Origin of the sequence: Streptomyces sp. NPDC058371 (assembly GCF_042723265.1) — a bacterium.
Lineage (GTDB): Bacteria > Actinomycetota > Actinomycetes > Streptomycetales > Streptomycetaceae > Streptomyces.
On record NZ_JBHXJC010000002.1, the window covers coordinates 626,571 to 652,711 of the forward strand.

Annotated in this window: 20 protein-coding genes; 11 read left to right on the forward strand and 9 right to left on the reverse strand. The window is 71.6% G+C overall.

Annotated elements, in window-relative coordinates; all coding sequences use genetic code 11:
* Nucleotides 1-143 precede the first annotated feature (143 nt).
* The 3 genes from ACFWM2_RS10425 (at nt 144) to ACFWM2_RS10435 (ending at nt 5,950) form a co-directional block, all read left to right on the forward strand.
* Entirely contained in the window at nt 144-2,996 is a 2,853-nt protein-coding gene (locus tag ACFWM2_RS10425; RefSeq protein ID WP_383275828.1) for a DEAD/DEAH box helicase, read from the forward strand.
* Nucleotides 2,993-4,249, forward strand: a complete 1,257-nt coding sequence (locus ACFWM2_RS10430; protein ID WP_383275831.1) for an SWF or SNF family helicase — start codon at nt 2,993-2,995, stop codon at nt 4,247-4,249. The genes ACFWM2_RS10425 and ACFWM2_RS10430 overlap by 4 nt, the downstream gene beginning before the upstream one ends.
* A gap of 357 nt (nt 4,250-4,606) precedes the next feature.
* Nucleotides 4,607-5,950, forward strand: a complete 1,344-nt coding sequence (locus tag ACFWM2_RS10435; RefSeq protein ID WP_383275834.1) for an esterase-like activity of phytase family protein — start codon at nt 4,607-4,609, stop codon at nt 5,948-5,950.
* A gap of 58 nt (nt 5,951-6,008) precedes the next feature.
* On the opposite strand, the gene ACFWM2_RS10440 is transcribed toward ACFWM2_RS10435, so the two are convergent.
* Together ACFWM2_RS10440 and xylA are read right to left on the reverse strand one after the other, a co-directional pair.
* The gene (locus tag ACFWM2_RS10440; RefSeq protein WP_383275836.1) at nt 6,009-6,632 is read right to left on the reverse strand and encodes a hypothetical protein; all 624 of its coding nucleotides are present in this window, start codon (nt 6,630-6,632) and stop codon (nt 6,009-6,011) included.
* A 610-nt stretch (nt 6,633-7,242) separates the two neighbouring features.
* Nucleotides 7,243-8,409, reverse strand: coding sequence for a xylose isomerase (gene xylA, locus ACFWM2_RS10445; protein ID WP_383275839.1), 1,167 nt, complete (start codon nt 8,407-8,409; stop codon nt 7,243-7,245).
* 166 nt (nt 8,410-8,575) lie between these two features.
* Between xylA and xylB the strand changes: the two genes are divergently transcribed.
* The 8 genes from xylB to ACFWM2_RS10485 all read left to right on the forward strand — a co-directional run bounded on the left by xylB (nt 8,576) and on the right by ACFWM2_RS10485 (nt 18,453).
* A complete protein-coding gene (gene xylB, locus ACFWM2_RS10450; RefSeq protein WP_383275842.1) occupies nt 8,576-10,036 on the forward strand; it encodes a xylulokinase in 1,461 nt (486 codons plus the stop codon).
* A gap of 45 nt (nt 10,037-10,081) precedes the next feature.
* Nucleotides 10,082-11,290 carry an ROK family protein gene (locus ACFWM2_RS10455; protein WP_383275845.1) on the forward strand — a complete coding sequence of 403 codons (1,209 nt, stop codon included), beginning with the start codon at nt 10,082-10,084 and terminating at the stop codon, nt 11,288-11,290.
* Nucleotides 11,291-11,715: 425 nt separating this feature from the next.
* Nucleotides 11,716-12,096, forward strand: a complete 381-nt coding sequence (locus ACFWM2_RS10460; RefSeq protein ID WP_383275848.1) for a hypothetical protein — start codon at nt 11,716-11,718, stop codon at nt 12,094-12,096.
* Nucleotides 12,093-13,106, forward strand: a complete 1,014-nt coding sequence (locus ACFWM2_RS10465; RefSeq protein ID WP_383275851.1) for an acetamidase/formamidase family protein — start codon at nt 12,093-12,095, stop codon at nt 13,104-13,106. Before ACFWM2_RS10460 ends, ACFWM2_RS10465 begins: the two co-directional genes overlap by 4 nt.
* Before the next feature lie 306 nt (nt 13,107-13,412).
* Entirely contained in the window at nt 13,413-14,012 is a 600-nt protein-coding gene (locus ACFWM2_RS10470; RefSeq protein WP_383275854.1) for an N-acetylmuramoyl-L-alanine amidase, read from the forward strand.
* A 241-nt stretch (nt 14,013-14,253) separates the two neighbouring features.
* Complete coding sequence (locus tag ACFWM2_RS10475; protein ID WP_383275857.1) at nt 14,254-15,552, forward strand: GAF domain-containing protein; 1,299 nt, start codon at nt 14,254-14,256, stop codon at nt 15,550-15,552.
* A gap of 56 nt (nt 15,553-15,608) precedes the next feature.
* A complete protein-coding gene (locus tag ACFWM2_RS10480) occupies nt 15,609-17,132 on the forward strand; it encodes an aldehyde dehydrogenase family protein (protein WP_383275860.1) in 1,524 nt (507 codons plus the stop codon).
* A 646-nt stretch (nt 17,133-17,778) separates the two neighbouring features.
* The gene (locus ACFWM2_RS10485; RefSeq protein WP_383275863.1) at nt 17,779-18,453 is read left to right on the forward strand and encodes a phosphatase PAP2 family protein; all 675 of its coding nucleotides are present in this window, start codon (nt 17,779-17,781) and stop codon (nt 18,451-18,453) included.
* 7 nt (nt 18,454-18,460) lie between these two features.
* Here ACFWM2_RS10485 and ACFWM2_RS10490 read toward each other — a convergent pair whose 3' ends face one another.
* From ACFWM2_RS10490 to ACFWM2_RS10520, 7 genes are read right to left on the reverse strand one after another with little or no spacing between them, the layout of a single operon-like run.
* Nucleotides 18,461-19,804, reverse strand: a complete 1,344-nt coding sequence (locus tag ACFWM2_RS10490; RefSeq protein WP_383275866.1) for a glutamate-1-semialdehyde 2,1-aminomutase — start codon at nt 19,802-19,804, stop codon at nt 18,461-18,463.
* Nucleotides 19,805-19,812: 8 nt separating this feature from the next.
* Nucleotides 19,813-20,364 (reverse strand): dTDP-4-dehydrorhamnose 3,5-epimerase, encoded by a 552-nt coding sequence (gene rfbC, locus ACFWM2_RS10495; RefSeq protein ID WP_383275868.1) that lies wholly within the window; start codon nt 20,362-20,364, stop codon nt 19,813-19,815.
* On the reverse strand, nt 20,361-21,599 hold the full coding sequence (locus ACFWM2_RS10500; protein ID WP_383275871.1) for a polysaccharide pyruvyl transferase family protein: 1,239 nt from the start codon (nt 21,597-21,599) through the stop codon (nt 20,361-20,363). Before ACFWM2_RS10500 ends, rfbC begins: the two co-directional genes overlap by 4 nt.
* Nucleotides 21,596-22,543 carry a glycosyltransferase family 2 protein gene (locus ACFWM2_RS10505; protein WP_383275874.1) on the reverse strand — a complete coding sequence of 316 codons (948 nt, stop codon included), beginning with the start codon at nt 22,541-22,543 and terminating at the stop codon, nt 21,596-21,598. Before ACFWM2_RS10505 ends, ACFWM2_RS10500 begins: the two co-directional genes overlap by 4 nt.
* A complete protein-coding gene (locus ACFWM2_RS10510; protein WP_383275877.1) occupies nt 22,540-23,847 on the reverse strand; it encodes a hypothetical protein in 1,308 nt (435 codons plus the stop codon). Before ACFWM2_RS10510 ends, ACFWM2_RS10505 begins: the two co-directional genes overlap by 4 nt.
* Complete coding sequence (locus tag ACFWM2_RS10515; protein ID WP_383275879.1) at nt 23,844-25,118, reverse strand: DUF4910 domain-containing protein; 1,275 nt, start codon at nt 25,116-25,118, stop codon at nt 23,844-23,846. The genes ACFWM2_RS10510 and ACFWM2_RS10515 overlap by 4 nt, the downstream gene beginning before the upstream one ends.
* Nucleotides 25,115-26,140 carry an NAD-dependent epimerase/dehydratase family protein gene (locus tag ACFWM2_RS10520; RefSeq protein ID WP_383275882.1) on the reverse strand — a complete coding sequence of 342 codons (1,026 nt, stop codon included), beginning with the start codon at nt 26,138-26,140 and terminating at the stop codon, nt 25,115-25,117. Before ACFWM2_RS10520 ends, ACFWM2_RS10515 begins: the two co-directional genes overlap by 4 nt.
* Nucleotide 26,141: the final 1 nt, after the last annotated feature.

The following is a 26,141-nucleotide window of genomic DNA, read 5'->3' on the forward strand; positions in this document are numbered from 1 at the left end:
CACCGGACCTCGCAGGGGGTTTCCTACACCCCCCGTCACGAGATGACCCAGGTCACCGCTTCGGCACGCCATCGAGTGCCTGAGCGTGCTGTACCCTCGGCGGCCCGGCACTAGTAGTCAAACTTGAGGAATGCGCTATCCCTGTGCAGAGGATTCCCGCGGCAACCCCCGCCGAGATCTCCGAACTGGCTCGTTGCTGCGCCGTGTTCGTGCCCGCCGATCCTGCCCGTACCGGGTACGTCGCTTTCTGGCGCCCGGACGGCGGAGCGCCCCCCTCCGTGGCGTCCGGGTCCGCCGAGGATCTGAGAGTCGTCCAGCCCTCCGACGAGGGCGTCGAGCTGGTCACCATGCCCACCGTCCTGCTGCCCGTGCGTGCTGCCTTGCCGGTCCTCACGCGTGCGCGTGCCGCCGCGCAGGCACACAGATCGACCGAGTTCTGGGGGTCGGCCGCCGTCCTCGCCCTCCAGTTCGCCGCGCGGGGGCTGCTGCTGCCCGGACTGTCGGCGGACGACCACGACGCCTGGCGTGCTGGCCCGCTGCGTGCGGAGGACCTGCAGCGTGTCCGCGAGCTGGCCGCCGCGATGCCCCCGGACGCGCACGCGGTGCCGTTGGACGAGACCGAGCCGCTGCGCCTGCCGGCCCCGGAGCGGCTGCTGCGCGCCTTTCTCGACGCGGTCGCCGACGCGCTGCCGCGCTCCCCCGCCGCGGGACTGGCGGCCGGCGGCCCCGCCTACGCGGCCCCCGAGCCGCAGCACGTGCCGGAGCAGCGCGCCTGGGCCGCGGATGTGGCCGCCGGCCACGATGCCGGGGTACGGATCTCCCTGCGCATCGAGGTGCCGGGGCTCGCGTCGGCCGCGTCCGAGGAGACGCCACTGCCCTTCCGCGCCGTGCTCCAGGTGCACAGCCTGAACGATCCGGCGCTTGTCGCGGACGCCTCCGTGGTGTGGGCCGGGGACGAGGCGTTCGGCACGCGCGCGCGGATGGACACCCTCCTCGCGCTGCGCCGCGCGGCCCGTGCCTGGGCCCCGCTGACCCCGCTGCTCTCGGCTGCCGTACCGGACTCCGTGGAGCTCGCCGACGACGAGGTCACCGAACTCCTCGGTGAAGGCGCCCGGATGCTCGCGGGCGCCGGAGTCGACGTGCACTGGCCCCGGGAGCTGGTGCGCGAGCTGACCGCCCACGCTGTCGTCGGGCCGCCCGACAACGAGCAGGACCCACGCCGGGGCGCGTCCGACACTCCGTCGTTCCTGTCTGCCGATGCGCTGCTCACCTTCGACTGGCGGTTCGCGCTGGGCGATCAGCAGCTGACCCGGCAGGAGCTGGACCGGCTGGCCGAGGCGAACCGGCCCATGGTGCGGCTGCGTGACCAGTGGGTTCTGGTCGACCCGCAGGAGGTCCGCCGAGCGCGGGCCCAGCAGGACCGCAAGATCACACCCGTCGACGCGCTGAGCGCCGCCCTGACGGGCTCCGCGGAGGTCGACGGCCACAGTGTCGACGTACGGCCCACGGGGTGGCTGGCGGCCCTGCGGGAGCGGCTGGCGGACCCTGAGGGCCAGGAGCCGGTCGGGCAGCCCGCCGCACTCGCCGCCACGTTGCGCGACTACCAGCTGCGGGGCCTCAACTGGCTGGCCCGGATGACCTCGCTGGGCCTGGGAGGCTGCCTGGCCGACGACATGGGCCTGGGCAAGACCATCACACTGATCGCCCTCCATCTGCACCGGCAGACCGACGAGTCGGCGGCGGGCCCCACGCTCGTCGTCTGTCCGACCTCCCTGATGGGCAACTGGCAGCGTGAGATCGAGCGGTTCGCGCCCGGCGTCCCCGTGCGCCGTTTTCACGGCTCCCGGCGGAGCGTCGACGCCCTGGCCGACGGGGAGTTCGTCCTCACCACGTACGGCACGATGCGGCTCGACGCGGCCCGGCTGGCCGAGGTTCCGTGGGGCATGGTGGTCGCCGACGAGGCGCAGCACGTGAAGAACCCCTACGCGGCGACGGCACGCGCGTTGCGCACCATCGGCGCACGCGCACGCGTGGCGCTCACCGGGACCCCGGTGGAGAACAATCTCTCGGAGCTGTGGGCGATCCTGGACTGGACGACTCCGGGGCTGCTCGGCAGGCTGGGCACCTTTCGCACGCGGTACGCGCAGCCCGTGGAGGGCGGCCAGGACCCCGCGGCGGCGGAGCGACTGGCCCGGCTCGTACGGCCGTTCCTGCTGCGGCGCCGCAAGTCGGACCCGGGCATCGCGCCGGAACTGCCGCCCAAGACCGAGACCGACCGGGCCGTGTCGCTCACCAAGGAACAGACGGGCCTCTACGAAGCAGTGGTGCGGGAGACGCTGGCGGAGATCTCCGGCGCCGACAGCATGGTCCGCCGCGGCCTGATCATGAAGCTCCTGACCGGGCTGAAGCAGATCTGCAACCACCCGGCGCAGTTCCTCAAGGAGGACCTGCCGCAGATCGAGGGGCGGTCGGGAAAACTCGAACTGCTGGATGAACTGCTGGACACCATCCTCTCCGAGGGGGCGAGCGTTCTGGTCTTCACGCAGTACGTGCAGATGGCGCGACTCATCGAGCGACACCTCACGGCGCGCGGTGTGTCGTCGCAGTTCCTGCACGGCGGTACGCCGGTCGGTGAGCGCGAGGCGATGGTGCAGCGCTTCCAGGACGGCGAAATGCCGGTCTTCCTCCTGTCGTTGAAGGCCGCGGGCACGGGCCTGAACCTGACACGGGCCGAGCATGTCGTGCACTACGACCGCTGGTGGAACCCGGCCGTCGAGGCGCAGGCCACCGACCGCGCGTACCGCATCGGCCAGACCCGGCCCGTGCAGGTGCACCGGTTGATCACCGAGGGCACCATCGAGGACCGCATCGCCGAGATGCTGGTCCGCAAGCGCAAGGTGGCCGACGCGGTGCTCGGTTCCGGCGAGTCGGCGCTCACGGAACTGACCGATGGCGAACTGGCCGATCTGGTGGAGCTGCGAGGGGGCGCACGATGAGGGATCAGAGCGACGAGCGTACGTTCGAGGCGCTGCCGCCGGCACAGGGGCAGGGCTTCGCCCGGACATGGTGGGGACAGGCCTGGTTGAAGGCCTTGGAGGACGCGGCACTCGACTCGCAGCAGGTGAAGGCGGGCCGCAGACTCGCGCGAGCGGGAGCCGTCGGAGCCGTGTCGGTGCGACCGGGCCGCATCACCGCCGTCGTCCAGGACCGCGACGGCACCCTGCATCGCGCCGATGTCCTGTTGCAGGAGTTGTCCGACGAGCAGTGGGACCGCTTCCTGGACATGGCCGTCGAACGCGCGGGGCACATCGCGGCGTTGCTCGACCGTGAGATGTCCCCGCACCTGGTGGAGGACGCCGCGGCCTCCGGCGTCGACCTCCTGCCGGGTCTCGGTGATCTGGAGCCGGAGTGCGACTGCGGCACATGGGACCACTGCGGACACACCGCCGCCCTCTGCTACCAGATGGCACGGCTGGTCGACGAGGATCCGTTCGTGCTGCTGTTGATGCGGGGACGCGGCGCACACGCCGTGCTGGACGCCCTCCAGACGCGCAGCGCCCCTGCACCCACGGAGTCCTCCCAGGAGGATTCCGAGCAGGGCGTGGACGCCGCCGAGGCGTACGCGGCCGGGGACATCCTGCCGCAGCTGCCCGCCCTTCCCGGGCTGCCCGAGCGGCCCGGTTCGCCACCGGCCCTGGAGACGGAGGCGGCGCCCGCGCCCGGCGTGGAGCCCGGCGCGCTGGAGTTCCTGGCCGGGCAGACCGCCGCCGACGCCCTGCGGCTGCTCGCGCAGGCGCTCGGGCCCGGGCACGAACAGCACGCCCCTGCTGCGGAGTTGACGCTCGCGCAGGACGCCGTGCGGCTGGCGGCCGGCGACCCGGAACAGGCGATCGCCCACCGGCTCGCCGATGGTTCGGGGCGAGACCGCGAGGCACTGGCGCTCGCGGTCCTGGCCTGGCGGAACGGGGGCGTGGCCGCGCTGTCCGTCCTGGAGGACGAGTGGACCGTGGAGGCGGAATCACTCGCACGCGCGCGTGCCGCCCTGGAGTCCGCCTGGGACGAGGACGAGCGGCCGCGACTGCACCTCTGCGGCAACCGGTGGACGGTCGTCGGCACCCACACGCAGCTGCGCCTGGGACGGGACGGCCGGTGGTGGCCGTATCGCGAGGAGGGCGGGCGGTGGCTGCCCGCGGGCACCGCGTCCGCGGATCCGGCCACTGCGCTGGCTCCGGTTCTCGCGGGCGAGTGACACACCCTTCGGCCCCGGGGTGGCCCTGATCGTCCCGGGGCGGTCCTAAGCGTCCCGGCGTGGTCCTGGAGGCCCGCGGCGGCCCTGTCCGGTCGAAGCGCTCTGCAGGCTGATTTCCGAGAGCTGGCGGCCGGCCCGGGGGCGCCCTGTTCGTCGAGCAGGGCGCCCGGTTGTGGCCGCAGGCCAGTGGGTACCTCACCCACACGTCCCGGCAACGCCGTGCTCACCTGCGTGCTTTCGCCCCCGCATCCGTCAGGTCGATCACTCGTGTCTCTCCGTTCATCCGGGGGACGCACACCGTTGGGGACAGCGGCGGAATCTGGCCACTGTCACCGAATCCGTGCCCCAGGAGGCCCGATGTTCCCGCTCGCCGTCGGCCGGCGCCGCGTCCACCGTTCCGTCGCCGCGGGAGTGCCACTGGCCGTCCTGGCCGCCCTGGGGGTCACCGGCACGGCGGGCGCACACGATGCCGCCTCCAGCCCGCGGGTGACGAGCACTGCGACGCTCGGCGACATCCCCTTGGGCACGTTCAGCAACACGCTGCTGCCGGGCACGGTGGGCGACGACCGGGGCGTGGACCTCGGGGGCATCGGCAGCGACATCTTTCCGGCCGGCCGCACGGGCGAGTTCTGGACCGTGACCGACCGGGGGCCGAACGGCCAGATCAAGGTCGACGGCAAGAAGCGTCGCACCTTCCCCGTGCCCGGCTTCGACCCGGCGATCGTGAAGGTCCGCGTGTCCGGCGACACCGTGCGGGTGCTCGACGCCATTCCGGTCACCACTTCCTCGGGGAAGCCCGTCACCGGGCTGCCCAACCAGGCGGGACGCGACGAGGCGCCGTACTCCTACGACGCACAGACGCCGCTCTCGTACAACCCGAACGGTGTGGACACCGAGGGCATCGTGCGGGCCGCTGACGGCAGTTTCTGGCTCGTCGACGAGTACGGGCCCTCACTGATCCATGTCTCGGCTCGCGGAAAGGTGCTCACCCGCTACGTACCCAAGGGGCTGCACCTGACGGGCGCGGACTATCCGGTGGTCGAGGCCCTGCCGGCCGTCCTGCTGCACCGGAAGACCAACAGGGGCTTCGAAGGACTCGCCCAACTCCCCGGCGGCGACCTCGTGATGGCGTTGCAGAGCCCGCTGTCGCTGCCGGACGGCGACGCGGGTGACGCCTCGCGTACGACGCGTCTGCTGCGCTTCTCACCCAAGAGGCAGGCCGTCACCGCCGAGTACGCGTACCGCTTCGACCCGGTGAACGTGGTCGACCCGACCGAGGACGACCCGTCCGAGCTGAAGATCTCCTCCGTGGTCGCGGTGGGACGGGACCAACTGCTCGTCGAGGAACGCACCGACAAGGCGGCGCGACTTCAGCTGGTGAAGCTCACTCGGGGCGCGGACATCCTGTCGGGGGCTTGGGACGACGAGACGACCTCCCCGTCCCTGGAGCAGCTCGACGACCCGTCGGCGTCCGGGGTCCCCGTCCTGCGCAAGCGCCTGATCGTCGACCTCGGCACCGTGGCGGGAGTGCCCGGCAAGATCGAGGGCGTCGCACGCGTGGACCGCGACACGCTCGCCCTGATCAACGACAACGACTTCGGCATGACGGACGGCTCGGGCGCGTTCGACGCACAGGGCCGTCTCGTGGACAGCGGTATCGAGACGACGATGACGTACGTCCGGCTGCCCGACGGGATCTGACGTCCGGGCGCCGCGCGTTGTGCGGGGAGCCGTGGCATGCGGCACGCGCGCGTGCGGTTCAGGTCAACGGCCGTGTCAGTTGGCGGCTGCCGAGGTCCGCGGCCAGGCTGCAGACGACGGTGTCGATGCCGATCCTGTACGCCGACGGGTCCGGGTACTGCACCAGGTTCCCCCGCACTGCGCCGGTCGGCTGGTCGGCCGCCTTGCGCGCCAGGGGCTTCTCGCACAGGGCCGACGCCGCCTTCCGCAAAGCGGCGTCGGTCTTGTAGGTGCCGTCGAGTTCGGCGACCTTCACGACCTCGGCATCGTGCGGCGAACGGCACGCGCGCGTCGCCGCCTGACCGGGCCGGCTGTCGGTGGTGTCGAAGCAGTCTCCCGACTTCAGCGTGTAGTAGGGCAGTTCGTCGCCCGCGGGGTTCGCGAAGAGTGTTGCGAGGTCGCTCGGAACGCTGCTGGGAAGGTCGCTGGGGAAGTCGCTCGGGAAACCGCTGGGCAGCTCCGAAGGGAGGTTCGAGGGCAGCTCAGTGGGCAGTTCGGACGGGATGCTCAGGGACGGGGTGGGAGAACGGCCGGTGTTCCGACTGGTCTCCGTCGGCGACTTCCTGTCCGTCGAGTCGCCCCCTCCGCTGGTCACCAGGAGTACGGCGACCACGACGCCCAGGGCCACGACCGCGGCGATCACCAGGAACAGCGTGTTCCGCCTTGGACCGCGCCCCCCGGGCGGGCCGTCGGGCGGCAGCGGCGGCCACCCTTCGCCGCCGCCCTGTCCGGACGACCAGTTGCCGCCGCCCGGTGGCGCACCGTATCCCCCGGGGACGTAGTCGCCCCCGGAGGCCCGCCCGTAACCCCCGGAGGCGTAATCGTCTCCGGGAGCCCGCCCGGAATCCCCGGGCGGCGGCCCATAGCCTCCAGGAGGCGGCCCGTAGCCCCCGGCGGGCGGGCCGAATCCGCTGTGGTCCGGGTGCGGCGTATCTCCCGGCGGCTGGGGCGGAAAGGGTGGCATGGCCATACCGCCAAGAGTCGCCTCGAACCGGTCATCACGCGAGCCTCGCGCGGAAGTTGATACGGACTCATGCCGTGGATGGCATGATTCCGGGCCATGCCGCACGGAGACCGGTCGGCGGCCGGGACCCGCCGACCGACGCGGGAGGCACCGACCGGGTTGCCTCTGCCACCCGCCCGGGCACCCCATTTACGACTCCAGCGCCCGCCCCCGCATCGGCGGCACCCGCACCCGTACCTCGTAGACCCGATCAGCCCCGATCGGCCCCGATCAGGGCTGATCAGCCTGATCAGCCCCGAGCGTTCAGCAGATGGTCCATCGCCAGTTGGTCCAGTCGTTCGAAGGCCATCCCGCGCGCGGCCACCGCCTCCACGTCGAAGTCCTCGAAGGAGGCCCGGTCGGCGAGCAGGCCGGTCAGCCCGTCCGCCGCGGTGGGCTGCGCCAGCTCGTCCAGCCGCGAGGCGCGCAGCGCTTCCTGGACTTCCGGGTCGGCGCGGAACGCCGCGGCGCGCTCACGAAGGATCAGGTAGTTGCGCATGCAGCCCGCAGCGGACGCCCACACGCCATCGAGGTCCTCGGTCCGCGGCGGCTTGAAGTCGAAGTGCCTCGGCCCCTCGTACCCGGCGGTCTCCAGGAGATCCACCAGCCAGAAGGCGGCCCGCAGGTCGCCCGCTCCGAAGCGCAGGTCCTGGTCGTACTTGATACCGGTTTGGCCGTTGAGGTCGATGTGGAAGAGCTTGCCCGCCCACAGGGCCTGAGCGATGCCGTGCGAGAAGTTCAACCCGGCCATCTGCTCGTGCCCCACCTCGGGGTTGACGCCGTACAGCTCCGGGCGCTCGAGCCGCTCGATGAAGGCAAGGGCGTGACCGACCGTGGGCAGCAGGATGTCTCCGCGCGGCTCGTTCGGCTTGGGCTCGATCGCGAAGCGCAGGTCGTAGCCCTGGGAGGTCACGTACTCGCCCAGGAGGTCGAAGGCCTCCTTCATGCGGTCGAGTGCGACCCGGACGTCCTTGGCGGCGCCGGACTCGGCACCCTCGCGACCACCCCAGGCGACGTACGTCCGCGCGCCCAGCTCGACCGCGAGATCGACGTTGCGGATCGTCTTGCGCAGCGCGTAGCGGCGTACGTCCCTGTCGTTGGCCGTGAACGCGCCGTCCTTGAATACGGGGTGCGTGAACAGGTTGGTGGTGGCCATCGGCACGGTCAGGCCGGCCGCGTCGAGGGCCTGGCGGAAGCGCTTGATGTGCGACTCGCGCTCGGACTCCGAGGACCCGAACGGGATCAGGTCGTCGTCGTGGAACGTCACTCCGTAGGCGCCGAGCTCCGCCAGGCGCTGGACGGACTCGACCGGGTCGAGGGCTCGGCGGGTGGCATCGCCGAACGGGTCCCTTCCCTGCCAGCCGACGGTCCACAAGCCGAAGGTGAACCTGTCCTCGGGGGTGGGCTGGTAGTTCATACCGCGGCTCCTCGTTCGCTCCGACTATTTCGTCATGGCCGTTAACAAACTAGTATGCGAAGACAACTCTGGGAAGAGACGAAGTGCGAAACCCGGACTGTGGCCGGTCCGGGGACCCCATCACCAGGCCGCAACCCCGCGGAGTCGCGGAAAGAGGGAGTACCCGATGTCAGCAGCCGAGGGTCCGCTCGTCGTCGGCGTGGACACGTCCACCCAGTCCACCAAGGTCCTGGTCGTCGACGCATCGTCCGGACAGGTGGTCGCGAGCGGGCAGGCCCCGCACACCGTCACCTCCGGAGCGGGCCGCGAGAGCGATCCGCGTCAGTGGTGGGACGCGCTCCGGCAGGCACTGGACCAGTGCGGTGACGCCGCGCACGAGGCCGCGGCGGTGTCGATCGGCGGCCAGCAGCACGGCCTGGTCACGCTGGACGCCCAGGGTGATCCCGTGCGACCGGCCCTCCTGTGGAACGACGTGCGCTCGGCGCCGCAGGCCCGCCGCCTGGTCGAGGAACTGGGTGGCCCGAAGGCCTGGGCCGAGCGCACCGGCAGTGTGCCGGGCGCCTCCTTCACGGCCACGAAGTGGGCGTGGCTGGCCGAGCACGAGCCGGCTGCGGTCCGCGCGACCGCGGCCGTACGTCTGCCGCACGACTACCTCACCGAGCGCCTCACGGGCCAGGGCACCACGGACCGCGGCGATGTCTCCGGAACGGGCTGGTGGGCGTCCGCGACCGGCTCGTACGACGAGGAGGTCCTCTCCCACATCGGCCTCGACCCGGCTCTGCTCCCCCGCGTGGTCGGGCCCGGTGAGGTGGCCGGAACCGTGCGCGAGCGCGGCGAACTGCCCTTCTCCAAGGGCACGCTGGTCGCCGCCGGCACCGGTGACAACGCGGCCGCCGCTCTGGGGCTCGGGCTCCGCCCCGGCACCGCCGTGCTGAGCCTCGGCACCTCCGGCACGGTGTACGCGGTGTCGACGCGGCGGCCCACCGACCCGACCGGCACCGTGGCGGGCTTCGCCGACGCGCGGGGCGACTGGCTTCCGCTGGCGTGCACCCTCAACTGCACGCTCGCCGTCGACCGCGTGGCCGCCCTCCTGGGCCTGGACCGCGAGGCCGTCGAGCCCGGAACGGACGTGACGCTGCTGCCGTATCTGGACGGCGAGCGCACTCCCGACCTGCCGCACGCCTCGGGTCTGCTGCACGGACTCCGGCACGACACGACGGGCGGCCAGGTGCTCCAGGCCGCCTACGACGGCGCGGTCCACTCGCTGCTGGGCGCGCTGGACCTGGTGCTCGACGCGGACGCCGACCGGTCCGCGCCCCTGCTGCTCATCGGCGGAGGCGCGCGCGGGACGGCCTGGCAGCAGACGGTACGACGGCTGTCGGGGCGCCCCGTTCAGGTGCCCGAGGCGAGGGAACTGGTCGCGCTCGGAGCCGCGGCGCAGGCCGCCGGGCTGCTGACGGGAGAGGACCCGGCCGCAGTGGCGCGCCGCTGGGACACGGCCCGTGGCCCCGTCCTGGAAGCCGTGGAGCGGGACGAGGCGGCGCTGGCCAGGATCGCCGGGGTACTCTCCGACGCGGCCCCGCTGCTGGAGCGGGCGCCGGACAAGCACGGACAAGGGTCGGCCTGACCGGGGCAGCCCGCGGGGACCGGCCGGACGAGGACTGACGGAGGCATGACCGCACCGCTGCACGAAGCCCATCCGGCCGACCGTGGCCGGCGGCTGCCCGACACCCAGCAGGGCATGCGCCGCCGCAATCTCGCTCGCGTCATGCACACCGTGAACGCCGATGGACCGCTCTCCCGCGCCGCGGTGGCCTCACGTATCGGGCTGACCCGCGCCGCCGTGTCGACCTTGGTGGACGAGCTGATCCGGTCCGGACTCCTGGAGGAGCTGGGCCCGGAGCGCCCCGGCCGGGTGGGGCGCCCCGGTTCGGCCCTGGCCGTGAGCGGTCGTGGTCCCGCCGGGATCGGAGCCGAGGTCGGTGTCGACCATCTCGCGGTCTGCGCCGTCGACCTGCGGGGTCAGGTGCGCGCGCGTGCCGTACGGCACGGCGCGAACCGCGGCCGGCAGCCCGAGCCGGTGATCGAGGAACTGACCGCGCTGGTACGGCGAGTCGTCGCCGAAGCGGAACAGGAAGGCCTGTGGCCGGCGGGCCTGGCGGTCGCCGTGCCCGGACTGGTCGCCCGCGACGGCCGGACCGTGGTCCGCGCCCCCAACCTCGACTGGCACGACACGGACCTCGGTCCCCTGCTGCCCGGCGACCTGCCGCTGACCGTGGACAACGAAGCCAACTTCGGCGGTCTGGCGGAACTCTGGCTCGGCGACGGGACCCCGCGGGACTTTCTGCATGTGTCCGCCGAGATCGGCATCGGCGCGGCGGTGGTCGTGGACGGACGACTGCTGCGGGGAACGCGCGGCTTCGCGGGCGAGCTGGGGCATGTGCCGGTACGACCGGACGGTCCGGAGTGCGTGTGCGGCGGGCGGGGCTGTCTGGAGCAGTACGCGGGCGAGGAAGCCGTCCTGCGGGAAGCGGGACTTGAGCCGGGCGGGGACCGGGTCGGAGTGCTGGCGGGGCGAGCCGCCGACGGCGACGAAGAGGTACGCCGGGCCCTGCGGGGAGCCGGAACGGCACTCGGTATCGCTCTGACCGGGGCAGTCAACCTGCTGGACCCGGAAACCGTCGTGCTCGGCGGCGCGCTGGCCGGCCTCGCGCCGTGGCTACTGCCTTCGCTGGAACGCGAGTTGGCGCAGCGCACGACGGGCCCCGCCTGCGCCGTCACCGTCTCCCGGCTGGGTCCCGAGGGTCCGTTGCTCGGTGCCGCGCATTCGGTGGTGCGGGCGGTGCTGGACGATCCGGCGGCTGTGGCGGCCCGCGCGTAGCGCGGAGGGGCGGGGCGGGCGGCGCGGCCCCGCTGGCCAACGAGTGCGGCAGCGCCCGCGGGAGAGTGCGCGGACCCTCGACGGCCGAGGGCCTCGCACGTAACGCAACGGCCTTGGCGGCCCACGCGAAGCGCAACGGCCGAGTCAGCCCAGGCCTAGCGCAACGGCCGAGTCACCCAGCCGTAGCGCAACGGCCGCCGCAGCCCACGCCAAGCGCATCCCTCGTGGCAGCCCCTGCGCGGCTCAGCGCCTCCCCGTTCCCCCTTCCGGGTGAGCGAGTTGTCCACAGACTCGTAGTTGTCCACCGCTGCACGCCGCGCTCTTCCTGCCCAACCGGCAGGCGCCGTACCGTAATTCACGCGAGACACAGCTGTCCGACCGACGGCTGTGAGTCCGGGTGAATCGGGGGATTCATGGTGTTCGCAATGCCAATCTTGGTCGCAATGCTGGTCGCGGTCGTACTGCAGGTCGTGTGCACACTGCTGGTCGCGGTCGCTTCGGTGTCCGCGCTGCTGACCACGTCCGCCGGAGCACGGAGCGCGGCGCTGCCTGTCTTCGACCTCGACCTCGACCTCGAGTACGAGCCGACGGCAACCGTGTCTTACGCGGGTCCACTGGCCGGTATACGGATGATGGGCGGAGCAGCAGGCCTGATCATCCTGACGCGGCGGTATCCGGAGCGAAGAGTCGACACAGCCCTCGGCCGCCGCGACGAGTCCCGCTCGCCCGACTCCCCCAGCGTCTTTCGGACCGGACAGATCGAACAGATCACACAGATCACACAGATCGGAGCTGCGCAGTCATGAGCGACCCTCGGATCCTGACGGTGCGCCCGGAACCGGGAGAGTACGCGTGGACGTTCGGCGGCGCGCCGCCCGTGGCCCGCATCGCCCCCGGCACCGTCCTCGACCTGTACACGGAGGACTGTTTCGCGGGACGCGTGAGGTCCGAGAAGGACCTGGTCTCCGAGGTGTGCGAGTTTCCGTTCCTGAATCCGCAGACGGGCCCCTTCCACGTGGAGGGCGCGGAGCCCGGCGACACGGTCGCCGTGCACTTCGTTTCGATCGAGCCGGCCCGGGACTGGGCGGCGTCGACGACGGTCCCCCTGTTCGGCGCGCTCACGTCCACGCACACCACGCCCACCCTGCAGCCGCCGCTGCCGGAGACCGTCTGGATCTGGCAGCTCGACCGGACGCGGCGCACCGCCCTGTTCAGTGCGCGTGACAGTGACATCGAGATCGAGCTCCCCATGGACCCCATGCACGGCACGGTCGGCGTGGCTCCCGCCAACCTGGAGGTGCGCTCCGCACTGGTGCCCGACGCGCACGGCGGCAACATGGACACCCCGGAGATGCGGGCAGGCGTCACCTGCTTCCTCGGTGTGAACGTCGAAGGTGCGCTGTTGAGCCTGGGTGACGGGCATGCCCGTCAGGGCGAGGGCGAGACCTGCGGGGTCGCCGTGGAGTGCGCGATGAACACCGTGGTGATCGTCGAGCTGCTCAAGGGGGTCGCCACCCCGTGGCCGCGTATCGAGTCCGACACGCACATCATCTCGACGGGTTCGGCTCGCCCCCTGGAGGACGCGTTCCGGATATCCCAGCTCGACCTGGTGCAGTGGCTGGTGCGCGACTACGGCTTCAGCGAGCTGGATGCCTATCAGTTCGCAACCCAGGCGGTCGAGTCGCCGCTGGCCAACGTCTGCGACACCAACTACACCTGCGTCGCCAAGCTGCGCAAGGAATGGCTGCCGCGCCGCGAGACGCACCGGGGGCTGCACGTGCGGCTGCGCGAAACCGCGGCGGCATTCCGGCGTTGAGCTGGGCGGTGTGTCCTCACACTCCCATCGAGCGGCACCGAGCCGCCTACTCCCCCACCACCGATCCCGCCACCGTCCCACCGCTCCACCGACCAGCGCCCCGCCGCTCTACCGTCCGACCTCTCGCCACTCCACCGCTCCACCGTCCGACCTCCCCGCCACTCCACGCGCCCCCGTCCCGCCGTCCGACCTCCCCACCGCCCCAACCGTCCCGCCGCCCCACCAGGCCTTGCCGTCGGATTTGCGTCCACCTCGCCGCAGACCGAAGGGCCGGCGCCGCCATCCCCCACCGAGAGGCAGAATTCCATGGACCAGTCCAGACCGTTCCCCAGCCGGCGGAGGCTGCTGAAGGGCGCGGCCCTCGCAGCTCTGCCCTCCGCGTTAGTCCCGGCCACCCGGGCAGGCGCCCAGGTGCAGGCCGTCGACTATCCGGGGGCCGAGTGGGTGCCTGCCAGCACCTCCAACTACACGGCGTCCAACCGTCCCACGAGCTATCCCTTCAACTACGTGATCATCCACGTCACGCAGGAGACCTATCCGGACACGCTGTCCATCTTCCAGAACCCGCAGAAGAAGGTGTCCGCCCACTATGTCGTCCGGTCGGCCGACGGGCATGTCGCGCAGTGCGTCCGTGAGCACGACATCGCCTGGCACGCGGGCAACTGGGACTACAACACGCGCAGCATCGGCATCGAGCACGAGGGATGGGTCGACCAGCCCGCGTACTTCACCAACGCCCTGTACGAACAGTCGGCGAAACTGACCGCCGCCGTCTGCACGAAGTACGCCATCCCGAAGGACCGTGCGCACATCCTCGGGCACTACCAGGTGCCGGGTACCGACCACACCGATCCCGGCCCCAACTGGGACTGGACACGCTATATAAGGCTCGTCAACTTCGCCTGACGGCCACCTCGCCGGCCCCTCCGCCAAGCGATACCCGACAAAAGGCTGCCCACCAAGGCTGTGCACCATGGCTGCCCACCAAGGCTGTGCACCATGGCTGCCACCAACGCTGTGCACGACGGCTGTGCAACAAAGGCCCTCCGGTAAGGCTCAGTCGGGAGGAGACCGGTCACGAAGCTTGTCCGGACCGGCACCGGGAGTGACGATGTCCTCAGCCGCATCGCCTTGCCGGGAGGCCGAGTTGACCGATCCATGGGTGGCCCTGGAACCGGGTGCCGACCCCGTCGAGCGGGGGCGGGCACTGCGCCGCGCCCACGAGACGTTCACGGAGGCGGGGACGGTGCCGCGGCCGGTGCGTTCGGTGGTGGCCGACTCGTGGCGGCGTTCGGCGCGGGCCGGGGTGGGCCCGGACGGCACCGCGAGCGTGGAGCTCACCGACGGGGACCTCGGCGCGTACCGGGCGGAGCATCCGCTGGCGCGCGTGATGCCGTTGTTCCGCGAGCTGATGGGCACGTTCGCGGCGGACGGCGAGCATCTGCTCGCGGTGTGCGACGCGCAGGGCAGGCTGCTGTGGGTGGAGGGGCATCCGTCGACGCGGCGGGAGGCGGGGCGGATGAACTTCGTGCCCGGCGCGCGCTGGGCGGAGACCGCCGTCGGGACGAACGCGCCGGGCACGGCCGTCGCCGTCGACCGGCCCGTGCAGGTGTTCGCGGCCGAGCACTTCATCCGCCGGGTGCAGCCCTGGACGTGCGCGGCGGCGCCGGTGCACGATCCGCGGACCGGACGGGTGGTCGGCGCCGTGGACATCACCGGCGGGGACGGCCTCGCGCATCCGCACAGTCTCGCTTTCGTCCAGGCGGTGGCGCGCGCGGCCGAGTCCCAGTTGGCGCTGCTCACACCCCTGGAAGCCACGGTCGGCACGATCGAACTGACGGCGTTGGGAAGGGACGAGGCACAGTTGCTCCTGCCGGGCGGCCGGAAGATCAGGCTCAGTCGTCGGCACAGCGAGATCCTGGTGCTGCTGTCCCGGCATCCGGAAGGGCTGACCGGCGACGAGCTCTCGTGCGCGCTGTACGAGGACGAGTCGGTGACACCGGTGACACTCCGCGCCGAGCTGGCCCGGTTGCGCAGGCTACTCGGGCCGGGCCTGCTGGACTCCCGGCCGTACCGGCTGGCGGTACCGGTGGAGTCCGACGTCGCCGTGGTCGAGCGGCGGCTCGGCACCGGCGCGGTCACGGCCGCGGCGGCGGCGTACGAGGGGCCGCTGCTGCCCGGTTCGCAGGCGCCGGCCGTGGTGCGGCTGCGCCGCCGGCTCGCCGACGGGCTGCGGTCGGCGCTGATCGCCGGCCGCGACCCCGACCTGCTGGCCGACTGGGCGCACGCGCCGTGGGGCGAGGACGACCTCGATGTGTGGCGGGCGCTCGCGGCGGTGCGGCCGACGCCCGCCGTGCGGGCGCGTCTGGCCGGTCTGGAGGCCGAACTGGGCATGCCGGACGCGAGGTTGATGTCCGCAACGTGGTTGCAACGTCTCCGCTCCTAGCCTCGCGGCGAGAGCTGCCCAACGGCGGGCAGCGCTTCTCCGGGAGGCAGACCAGCATGACCCGTTACACGGCGCCCGGCACCGATGGTGCGATCGTCTCCTACCAGGCGCGTTACGACCACTTCATCGGCGGCGAGTACGTGCCGCCGGCGCGCGGGCAGTACTTCGAGAACCCGAGCCCCGTGGACGGACAGCCGTTCACGGAGGTGGCCCGGGGCACCGCGGAGGACGTGGAGCGCGCGCTGGACGCGGCCCACGCGGCCGCTCCCGCCTGGGGACGCACCTCCGTGACCGAGCGCTCCGGGATCCTGCTCAAGATCGCCGACCGGATGGAGGCGAACCTGGAGAAGCTGGCGGTCGCCGAGAGCTGGGAGAACGGCAAGCCGGTGCGCGAGACGCTGGCCGCCGACATCCCGCTGGCCATCGATCACTTCCGGTACTTCGGCGGAGCGATCCGCGCCCAGGAGGGCTCGCTCGGAGAGGTCGACGACGACACGGTCGCGTACCACTTCCACGAGCCGCTGGGCGTCGTGGCCCAGATCATTCCGTGGAACTTCCCGATCCTGATGGCGGTATGGAAGCTGGCGCCGGCTCTCGCGGCGGGCAACGCGGTGGTCATCAAGCCGGCCGAGCAGACCCCGGCGTCCATCCACTACTGGATGAGCCTGATCGCGGATCTGCTGCCGCCGGGAGTGGTGAACATCGTCAACGGCTTCGGCGTGGAGGCGGGCAAGCCGCTCGCGTCGAGTCCGCGGGTGGCGAAGGTGGCGTTCACGGGCGAGACCACGACGGGGCGGCTGATCATGCAGTACGCCTCGGAGAACATCAAGCCGGTCACGCTGGAACTGGGCGGCAAGTCGCCGAACATCTTCTTCGACGACGTGTGGGACAAGGACGACGACTTCCGCGACAAGGCCCTCGAAGGCTTCACGATGTTCGCGCTCAACCAGGGCGAGGTGTGCACCTGTCCGTCGCGGGCGCTGATCCAGCGCGGCCACTACCGGGAGTTCCTGGAGGCGGCGGTCGCCCGCACGGAGCTCATCAGGCCGGGCCACCCGCTCGACACCGACACGATGATCGGCGCCCAGGCCTCCAACGACCAGCTGGAGAAGATCCTTTCGTATCTGGACATCGGCCGGCAGGAAGGCGCCAAGGTTCTCACCGGCGGTGAACGCATCGAGTACGACGGCGAGTTGAAGGGCGGCTACTACGTCCAGCCGACGATCTTCGAGGGCGACAACCGCATGCGGATCTTCCAGGAGGAGATCTTCGGGCCGGTCGTCTCGGTCGCGTCCTTCGACGACTTCGACGACGCCATCAGGACCGCCAACGACACGCTGTACGGCCTCGGCGCCGGTGTGTGGACGCGGGACATCAACACCGCCTATCGCGCGGGCCGTTCGATCCAGGCCGGCCGGGTCTGGACGAACTGCTATCACGCGTACCCGGCGCACGCGGCCTTCGGCGGCTACAAGCAGTCCGGCATCGGCCGCGAGAACCACAAGATGATGCTGGAGCACTACCAGCAGACGAAGAACCTTCTCGTGTCGTACTCGGCACAGAAGCTCGGCTTCTTCTAAGGACTGGAAAAGGCGCCTGCCCGGGCATTTTGCCGGGCAGGCGCCCCCCTTCCTTGATCCATTTGTGGGGACTGCCCGCTCGGCTCGTCCGGGGGCGGTCGATCTCGTGGGCAGGAAACACCGAAGCCGCTTTCAAGAACTTTGTTGACCCGCTTCAACTCCGCTATTTCCTTGCGGAGTTGTTCTGGCACTGTGTGACTGTTCGACGGCGTTTTTCCGTGACCGGATTGTTGGTTAGGCTGACAAGTAGATGCTGACCCCGATGCCGTTGGCCAGGGCGATGGCGGGTCGGACACGACGGGGGGCTCGCGTTGGATCGCCTGGCAGGAGCGGACCCAGAAGTCGGCCCGGCCCAGATCGTGCCTGACGGGTTCGTGGTCCTGCTCGGTCCAGCCACACAGCCTGTACGCGCTGACGATCCCGGCCATGTCGGCGGGCGGCAGCGGGCAGTTCTTGCGGGGCTCGACCGCCGCCACGTGGGGAATTTCGGCGCGGTCGAGTTCCGCGACCGGCTGCGCCAACGCGGTCGGCGTCTTGTCGCGGTCCCGCGGAGTCGGCAGGGCGGCGACGTAGTCCCGCAACGCCCAACGCTGCGCACGATGGTCGAGAAGGTCACTGCCGCAGGTCGACCGGACGCAGCGGGCGCGTGACCGGCCGGTCGGCGCCCGCGGTGCTGCCCCCGTCGCTGCGCGCGTGGCTCGGGCTGATCGCGGCGCTCGCCACGCTGGTGGTCGTCGTGCTCGGGGTCCTGTACGCCGGCCACAGCGAGCCCGGCAGGGTGGACAGGTGGATCATCCAGCCGACGGCGGACAGCGTGCGGCCGCCGTGGCGACGCTTCGCTCTGGCCACGGACTTCCTGGGAGAGCCCGCCGGAGCCGCGCTGCTGATGGTGGCCGCCACGGCATGCTGCCTGCTGCTTCGGCGTCCTCGCGCAGCGGTGTTCGTCATTGCAGGCGCCGCCCTGGCCGTGGGGACGGCGACACTGCTCAAGCACCTGGCGGGACGCACCATCCACGGCGACGGCAACCTCTCCTACCCGAGCGGGCACACCGCCTTCGTCACCGCACTCGCCCTCATGGCGGCCCTGATCGCGACCGGTCGGCTCGGCCTCGGCAGGGTGGCCGGCACGTTGCTCGTGCTCGCCGCGGCACTGGTTGCCGGCGCCACGATGGGATGGGCGCAGGTCGCCCTGGGCGCGCACTACCCGACCGACGTCCTCGGCGGCTGGTGCACCGCGCTGGCGGTGATTCCGGCGACCGCGTGGCTGGTCGACCGGATCGCCGACCGGATGGCCGACGTCCGTCGGCGGGAGCGCCGCTGACGTCACGTCACGCCAAGCTGCGGAAGACGGGCTTCACCGGTCGCCCGACCAGCCATGGGGTGGGGTCGGCGGCCTCCAGCACCTTCCGGTACACCGCACATGCCTGGGCCACTACATCGACGGTGCGGTCGATGTCGGCGTCGTCAAGCGCGCTGCTCACCACGAAGGACGGGGCCAGCACTCCGCCCGCGAGGAGCCGGCGCAGAAACAGGGTGCGGTACTGCTGCGACGGCTGCCCGTTCTCGTCGAGGGTGGCGAAGACGAGGTTGCTGGGCCGCCCCCGGACGACGATGTGGTCGCCGACGCCCATCCCGGACGCGGCGTCGCGGACACCGGCGGCCAACCTCTCGCCGAGGGCGTGCAGCCGCGCGGTGATGCCCTCCTCGACGTAGGTGCTTTGCACGGCCATCGCGGCTGCCAGGGAGTGCGTTTCCGCCCCGTGCGTGGTGGACAGCAGGAACACCCGGTCACGGGAGTGACGCAGCCCGCCCAGCTCCATCAGATCGCGGCGCCCGGCCAGTGCGGAGACGGCGAACCCGTTGCCCAGCGCCTTGCCGAACGTGGAGAGGTCGGGCACGACGCCGTACAGACCCTGAGCGCCCGCCTCGGACCAGCGGAAGCCGGTGATCATCTCATCGAAGATCAGTACGCAGCCGTGCCGGTCGGCCAGCTCGCGGAGGCCGGCGAGGTACCCGGGCGGCGGATCGGTGTGGGTGGCGGGTTCGAGGATCAGGCAGGCGACCTCGTCCTGGTACCGGGTGAGCAGCTCCTCCGTGGCGGCCAGGTCCCCGTAAGGGAACGCCACGGTCAGCTCGTTGATCGCCGCCGGAACACCGGCGGACATCGGCGTGGTGCCGATGAACCAGTCGTCGACGGAGAAGAACGGATGGTCGGCGCAGATGGCCACCCGCGGGCGCCCGGTGGCGGCTCGGGCGAGGCGCACCGCGGCGGTGGTGGCGTCGGAGCCGTTCTTCGCGAACTTCACCATCTCCGCAGTCGGCACCGTGGCCAGAAAACATTCTGCGGCCTCGACCTCCACGATGGACGGCCGGACGAAGTTGCTGCCGCGGTCGAGTTCCCGTCGCACCGCCTCGATCACGCGTGGGTGGGTGTGGCCCAGGCTGACCGATCGCAGGCCGGAGCCGTACTCGATGTAGCGGTTGCCGTCGATGTCCCACACATGGGCACCGCGGCCGTGGCTGATGACCGGAGCCAGGTTCTCCGGGTACTGGTCGTCGCCCTTGGCGTAGGTGTGCGCGCCGCCGGGGATCATGGCGTGCAGCCGCTCGTTCGCCATCCGCGACCGGGGCAGGAGGAACTCCTCGGTCTCTTCGGTGTGTTCGGTGTCCACGCCGGCCCTCACTTCTCTCTGTGCTTCAGGACCTCGGCGAGGCTCGGCGCCTCTCGGTCCCGCTGGGACATCGACGCGGCCGGCAGCGGCCACGGAATGGCGAGCTCCGGATCGTCGAAGGCGATCGTCACGTCCTCGGCCGGATCGTGCGGGCGGTCGATCCGGTACGAGGTGTCGGCGGTGACGGTCAGCGCCTGGAAGCCGTGTGCGCACCCCGCCGGGATGTACAGGGTCACCTGTGTCTCGTCGGACAGCTCGAAGAAGGCCCGGTTGCGGTACGTCGGCGAGTCCTCCCGCAGGTCCACGACGACGTCGAAGATCCTCCCGTACGAGCACCGCACCAGCTTGGCCTCGCCCGAGCCGGAGCGCAGGTGCAGGCCACGCAGCACGCCCCGAACCGAGCGGGACACGCTGTCCTGGACGAAGGCGTCCGGGTCGAGGCCCACCGAGCGGACCAGGTCGGAGTCGAAGGTGCGGCAGAAGAAGCCGCGCTCGTCGGCGTACGGCGTCGGCTCGAACAGGTACGCGCCGGCGATCTCCGGGACCTCGGTCGCTTTCATGGGGCCTCCTGCCGAGCGTGGGCGTGGGTGTGGTCGGACGCCGGGAACAGGGCCGCGGTCAAGTCGGTGAACTGGCGCTCGAGTTGCCGGGCGACGGCCTGGTTCCGATCGCTGAGCGTCTGCCGCAGCTCGGCCGATCGCTTCTCCAGCGCCCGGAACTGCTCGAGCAGCCGGTCGGCGTCGACCTCACGCGCCGGGTGACAGTACGCGCCGAGCCCCATCTGCGCCATGAGCGCGTCGCTCTTCGCCGCATAGCTGAGGGCGAGCACCGGCGTGCCAGTCTTCAACGCGCAGATCAGGTTGTGGTAGCGGATTGCGACCACGGTGTCGGCAGCCGCCATCTCCTTCATCAGGTCGGCCAGTGAGGACGGCTCGGCAGCGGTGACCAGCGGCGAGTCCACCGCTTCGAGGATCGCGGCGACCACCGACGCGTCGCACGCGTCGCCGGTGAGCAGTCGGACCGGCCTGCCCTCGTCGACCAGCGCGCGGACGAACCGGATCGTCCCACCGAGGTAACGCCGGTAAATCTCGTCGGCCCGGGCGCGGTCGTCGTTGCCGCCGTGGAAGTCCATGACACCGACACAGACCGGGCCCGGCGAGCCCGAGTCCGCGCTCACCTGCGGGGTCGGCAGGGCGAACGCGAGGTCCGGGTAGACCTCGTCGCGCCCGGTGTCCACGCCCATCGCCCGCATCGCGTCGCGGGACTGGGCGTCCCGGTACGACCGGTACGCGGCCAGCCGCGCTGACCAGCGCACCAGGGCCCGGGTCGGCCGGTTCCCGATCTCGGCGGCGCCGACGCTGACCAGCGCGACCCGGGTGCGCAGCAGCCGGCCGCTCACGCAGAGCAGGAACAGCGAGTACGGGAAGCCCCACGGCCGCAGCGGCAGCGTGGCCTCCAGGACGCCCATGCCCGGCACGATCACCACATCGTGCCGGCGCACCCAGGCGGCGGTGCGGAAGACGTCGACGAGTTTGCCCAGACCCTTCGCCCCGATCGCGCCCACCCGCGACGCGGTCCGGTACTCACCGCGGTACCAGTGCAGCCGAGCCGCCGGGATCCCGTACCGGGCCGCGACGACCTCGGGTCCGCCGCACAGCGCGTCCACGGTCGCCTCCGGGTGCTCGGCACGGAGGTACCCGAGCACGGCCTGGAGCGACCCGTCGTTGCCCAGGTTGCCGGAGCCGAGCAGGCCGAACACCCCGACGCGTACCGGAGTTTCGTTCGCGGACGTCATACCTGCCTCCCCTCACGGCCGGCGACGAGGGCGTCGACGGAGACGGTGAGCAGGGCCGGGTCGACCGGGGCGCGGTCCTCGACCCGCTCGCCGGCGCCCGGCCGGACCCGGCTGGTCATCCACGCGGCCAGGTGGCGATAGCACGCGCGCCGGTCGGCCGGGGACAACGGCGCCCGCCGGACCGCCGAGGCGAAGCCCCAGACGTACTCGGCGAGCAGCCGGGGCGTCGGGTGCAGCGGGCCCGCCCGACGCGGATCCAGGTTGACGCACCGGGCGCGCTTGGAAGGGTTCGCCCGCTCGGCGCGGTTGGGGTGGTCGCGGCGGAAGTACAGCAGCTCCGGCACCTGGTGGAAGGGCCCGTGCAGGGCGATCTCGGCGACGAACGTGCGGTCCGCGTGGTGGTAGCTGTCCATCGGCTTCACCCGGCGCAGCGCGTCGGCCCGGATCACCCCGTAGAAGTCGTCACCACCGGGCTCGAACAGCATGCTGCGGAAGCGCTCCGGCGGGTGCGGTGAGTCGGTGGCGAGCGTGTACTCGTACGGGACCTTCACCTGGCCGTCGCCGTCGATGACCGCCTGGTCGGCGTGCGCGAGGATCACATCCGGCCGCTCGTCCAGCGCCTGGACGCAGCGCCGCAGCAGATCGCGGGCGTAGAGGTCGTCGTGCGAGGCCCACTTGAACAGCTCGCTGCGGCACTCGGCGAACACCCGGTTGTGGTTCGGTGTGGCGCCGACGTTCCGGGTCAGCCGGAGGTACCGGATGCGCGCGTCCTGCGCAGCGTACTTGCGGCAGATGTCCTGGGTCCCGTCGGTCGAGGCGTTGTCGGAGATGATCAGCTCGAAGTCCTCGTAGGTCTGGCCGAGCAGGGCGTCGAGCGACTCGGCCAGGTACTCCTCGCCGTTGTGGACGGGCAGGCCGATGCTCAGCCTGGGTTGGGCGGTCATGAGGTCCTCACTTCGGGGGTGGGGTGGTGGTGGCGCTCGCGCAGGGCGGACCGCAGTTGCTGCCACCACACGGCCGAGCTGCTGACGGTCGCGGCGGCGACGCCCCAGGCCGAGCCGACCGTGCCGGCCACGGCTGCCCCGCCGAGTCCGCCGCTGACGTAACCGGCGGAGGCGAACAGCTGGATGCGCAGGCTGCGTCGGGCCGCGCCGAGCGCACGCAGCCCGGCTGCCGCGCCGGTGCCGAGACCGGCGCCCGCGACGGCGAGGGTGACCGGCACGATGAGCTGCGCGGCGGAGTGCCAGACGTCGCCGAGCACGAACTCGCCGAGCCGGTCCGGCATCAGCAGCAGCGCCCCGCCCCAGCACAGCGCGGCTGCGGCCTGCCCGCCGCCGAGGAGGAGACAGAACGAGCCGAGGCGGTGCGGGGCCTGCCGCAGCACCCGTGCCGCCTCCGGAACGGTGACCAGCGAAAGACCCATCAGCACCGCGAGGAACGGGCCGAGCAGGAGTTCGGCGCCCCGCACCGCACCCACCGCACCGACCCCTACGATCGCGCCGAGCCCGTACGCCCGCAGCTGGCTCGCGCCGCTGAGGCTGACGTTCTCGACCAGGTACCGGGAGCCGAGATCGCGCTGCTCGCGAAGCCACCCGCGCGCGCCGGTCATCCGGGGCCGGATGCCGGACTGGAGGCAGCCGTACCCCGCCGCCACCGTGGCGGACGCGCCCCAGGCGAGCACGAAAGCGGCCACGGTGCCCACGCGCGCCGCCACGACCATGGCCGGGACGAGCGCGACGCCCCACACGACGTCGTTGATGAACGCCTTCCGCCCGGTGCCGGCGGCGAAGAACGAGAACCGCCAGGCGTCCTGCAGCAGCAGCCCAGGCAGCATGACGGCGAGGCAGGCGAACGCGGGTCCCACGCGGCCGCCGAGACCAAGCCCGACCACCAGACACGCCGCGCCGATGGCTGCACCTACGCCGAGTGCGGTACCCGTCGACCGGCCCACCGCCCCGCGCCAGGACGCTTCCGACACGCCGCTGAAGCGCACCACGAGCGGATCGGTGGCCAGCCCGCGGGAGACGTTGAGCACCACGCCGTACGTCACCCAGGCGAGGCTGAACACGCCGAACGCGGTCACCCCCAGCGAGCGGGCCACGTAGATGCCCACCACGAAGTTGCTCATGCTGGAGGCCGCCTGGTCGGCCAGTCCCCAGGACAGCCGGCCGGCGAGGGCCCGCTTGGCGGATCCGGCCGGTGGCGCCGTGGTCCGCGGGTTCTCCCCCTCGGTGGTCATCGGCGTCATGCCTTGATCAGCCCGGCGCCGAGCAGGGCGTCGGCCGCGGCGGCGACGGCGCTGAACGGCAGCCCGGACCGCTCGGCGACATCCAGCAGACTGTGCTCGCCGTCGGAGAGGTTGAGCACCCAGAGCATGGCCATCTGGGCCTGCTTGGTGTCGCTGCGCCCGCCGAGCGCGTCGTACAACCCGCGTCGGCCCAGCTGTGGTTCGCCGTAGGGACTGAGGTTGAGGTACCGCCGGTTCCGGTCAAGGACGGCGGACGCCTCGCGGCAGACGGCGAGCGTGTCCGCCATCGCCTCCGGGGAGACGAAGTCCAGGTTGTCCGCCGAGGTGTGGTACTCCGGGTAGCCGGCGTACGGGGTCCGGGCGAGCGAGCCCACGCCGAGGTCGAACCCGGGCGAGCAGAACTGCCGCTCGTCGTAGCCGTAGGGAGTGAACTCGGCTACGTGGTGCGGGCGTTCGGAGGCGGCCAGCACGTGCCGCATCACTCGGTCGATCTCCGCGTCGCCGCGCCTGCTCTGCTTGTACGTCAGTTGGCCCCGGTCGCCTGCGCAGGCCAGCACGAGGCCGTGCTTGACCCGCTCGATCCGCTCCGCGTTGCGGGCCAGCCAGGTGATCGCCCCGATGGTGCCGGGCGCGAAGATGAACCGGTAGGTGTAGTACGGGGTTGTCTCCGCGAGCGCCCGGGCCAGGAACGTCGCCACCGCGATGCCGGCCAGGTTGTCGTTGGCCAGCGACGGGTGGCAGACGTGGCAGGAGACGATCACCTCGTCGGGGACCTGCCCGGGTACCACGTGCTCGGCGTAGGTCAGATGGCCATCTGCGAGTGTGGAGTCGATGCGCACCTCGTACTCGCCGTCCGGCATCGCGTCCAACGTCTCCTGGGCCAGGCAGAACCCCCATTCCGGCGTGTAGTAGCTGGTGCGGTACGGCACCCAGGCCGGGTGGTCCGGCAGGGTGTGCAGGTGTGCGCGCAGCTCGGCCAGCGGCATGGTCGCCGACACCGGCACGCTGTAGCCGAGCACGTGCAGGCTGGACGCGGCGAAGTCGACGACCCGGTTGCCGGCGGTGTCGGCGATGTACGCGTCCCGGATGTTCCACTCCTGCGGCACCGTCCAGTCGAGCACGTGCGTCCCGGTCGCCACTTCGTGCACCTGCAGCGGAACGTACTCACCGACGATCTCCAGGGTGGCGCGCACACCGTCGCCGGTGATGCTCCGGCACAGCGGGTACAGCCGCTCCACCAGCGCGTGCATCTGTTCACCGGCCTCGGTCATCGGCGCCACCGCAGGGTGTCGTCGACGGCACCGGCGTCGGACGCCGCGCGCAGCACGGCAAGCCGGGTGAAGCGTCGCTCGAAGTCCTCCCGGGTCAGCCCGAACTTCCGGTAGGCGTCGGCGAGTTCGAGCGCGCCCTGCTTCACCGTCCACTCGCAGTCGAAGCCGGGAATGGCGGCGCGGAACCGGGCGAAGTCCACCCGGTACGAGCGGGGATCGGCACCGTTCTCCCCGGTGATCACGACCTTCGCGCCGGACACCGCCTCGGCGACCTGCTCGGCGATCTCGGCGACCGTGACGTTGTTGATCTCGCTGCCGATGTTGAACGCCCGGTCGTGCACCGCTTCGCGCGGCACGGTCAGCGCGGCCGCGAAGGCGCGTGCGATGTCGGCGGCGTGCACCAGCGGGCGCCAGGGGGTGCCGTCGGACAGCACAAGCACCTCGCCGGACAGGAGCGCGTGACCCACCAGGTTGTTCAGCACGATGTCGGCACGCAGCCGGGGTGAGAAGCCGAAGGCGGTGGCGTTGCGCATGAACACCGGGCTGAAGTCGCCGTCGGACAGCGCGTGCAGGTCGTCCTCCACCCGCACCTTGGACTCCGCGTACGGCGTCACCGGGCGCAGCGGGGCGTCCTCGGTCACCAGGCCGTCGCCGCCGGCTGCGCCGTAGACCGAGCAGGTCGACGCGTAGAGGAAGCGCCGCACTCCGGCCTCGCGGGCCAGCCGGGCCAGCCGCACGGACGCGTGGTGGTTGATGTCGTAGGTGAGCTCCGGCGCCAGCGATCCCAGCGGGTCGTTGGACAGCGCGGCCAAGTGGATCACGGCGTCCGCCCCGGCCACGTGTTCGGCCGTGACGTCACGCAGGTCCACCCGATACCCCGGCGGGTCCGCGGGCGGCTCGCCCAGCACGCAGTCGGCGAACAGGCCGGCGTCAAGGCCGACGACCTCGTGCCCGGCGGCCGCGAGGACCGGGGCCATCACGGTGCCCAGATATCCCTGGTGTCCGGTCAGCAGTACGCGCAAG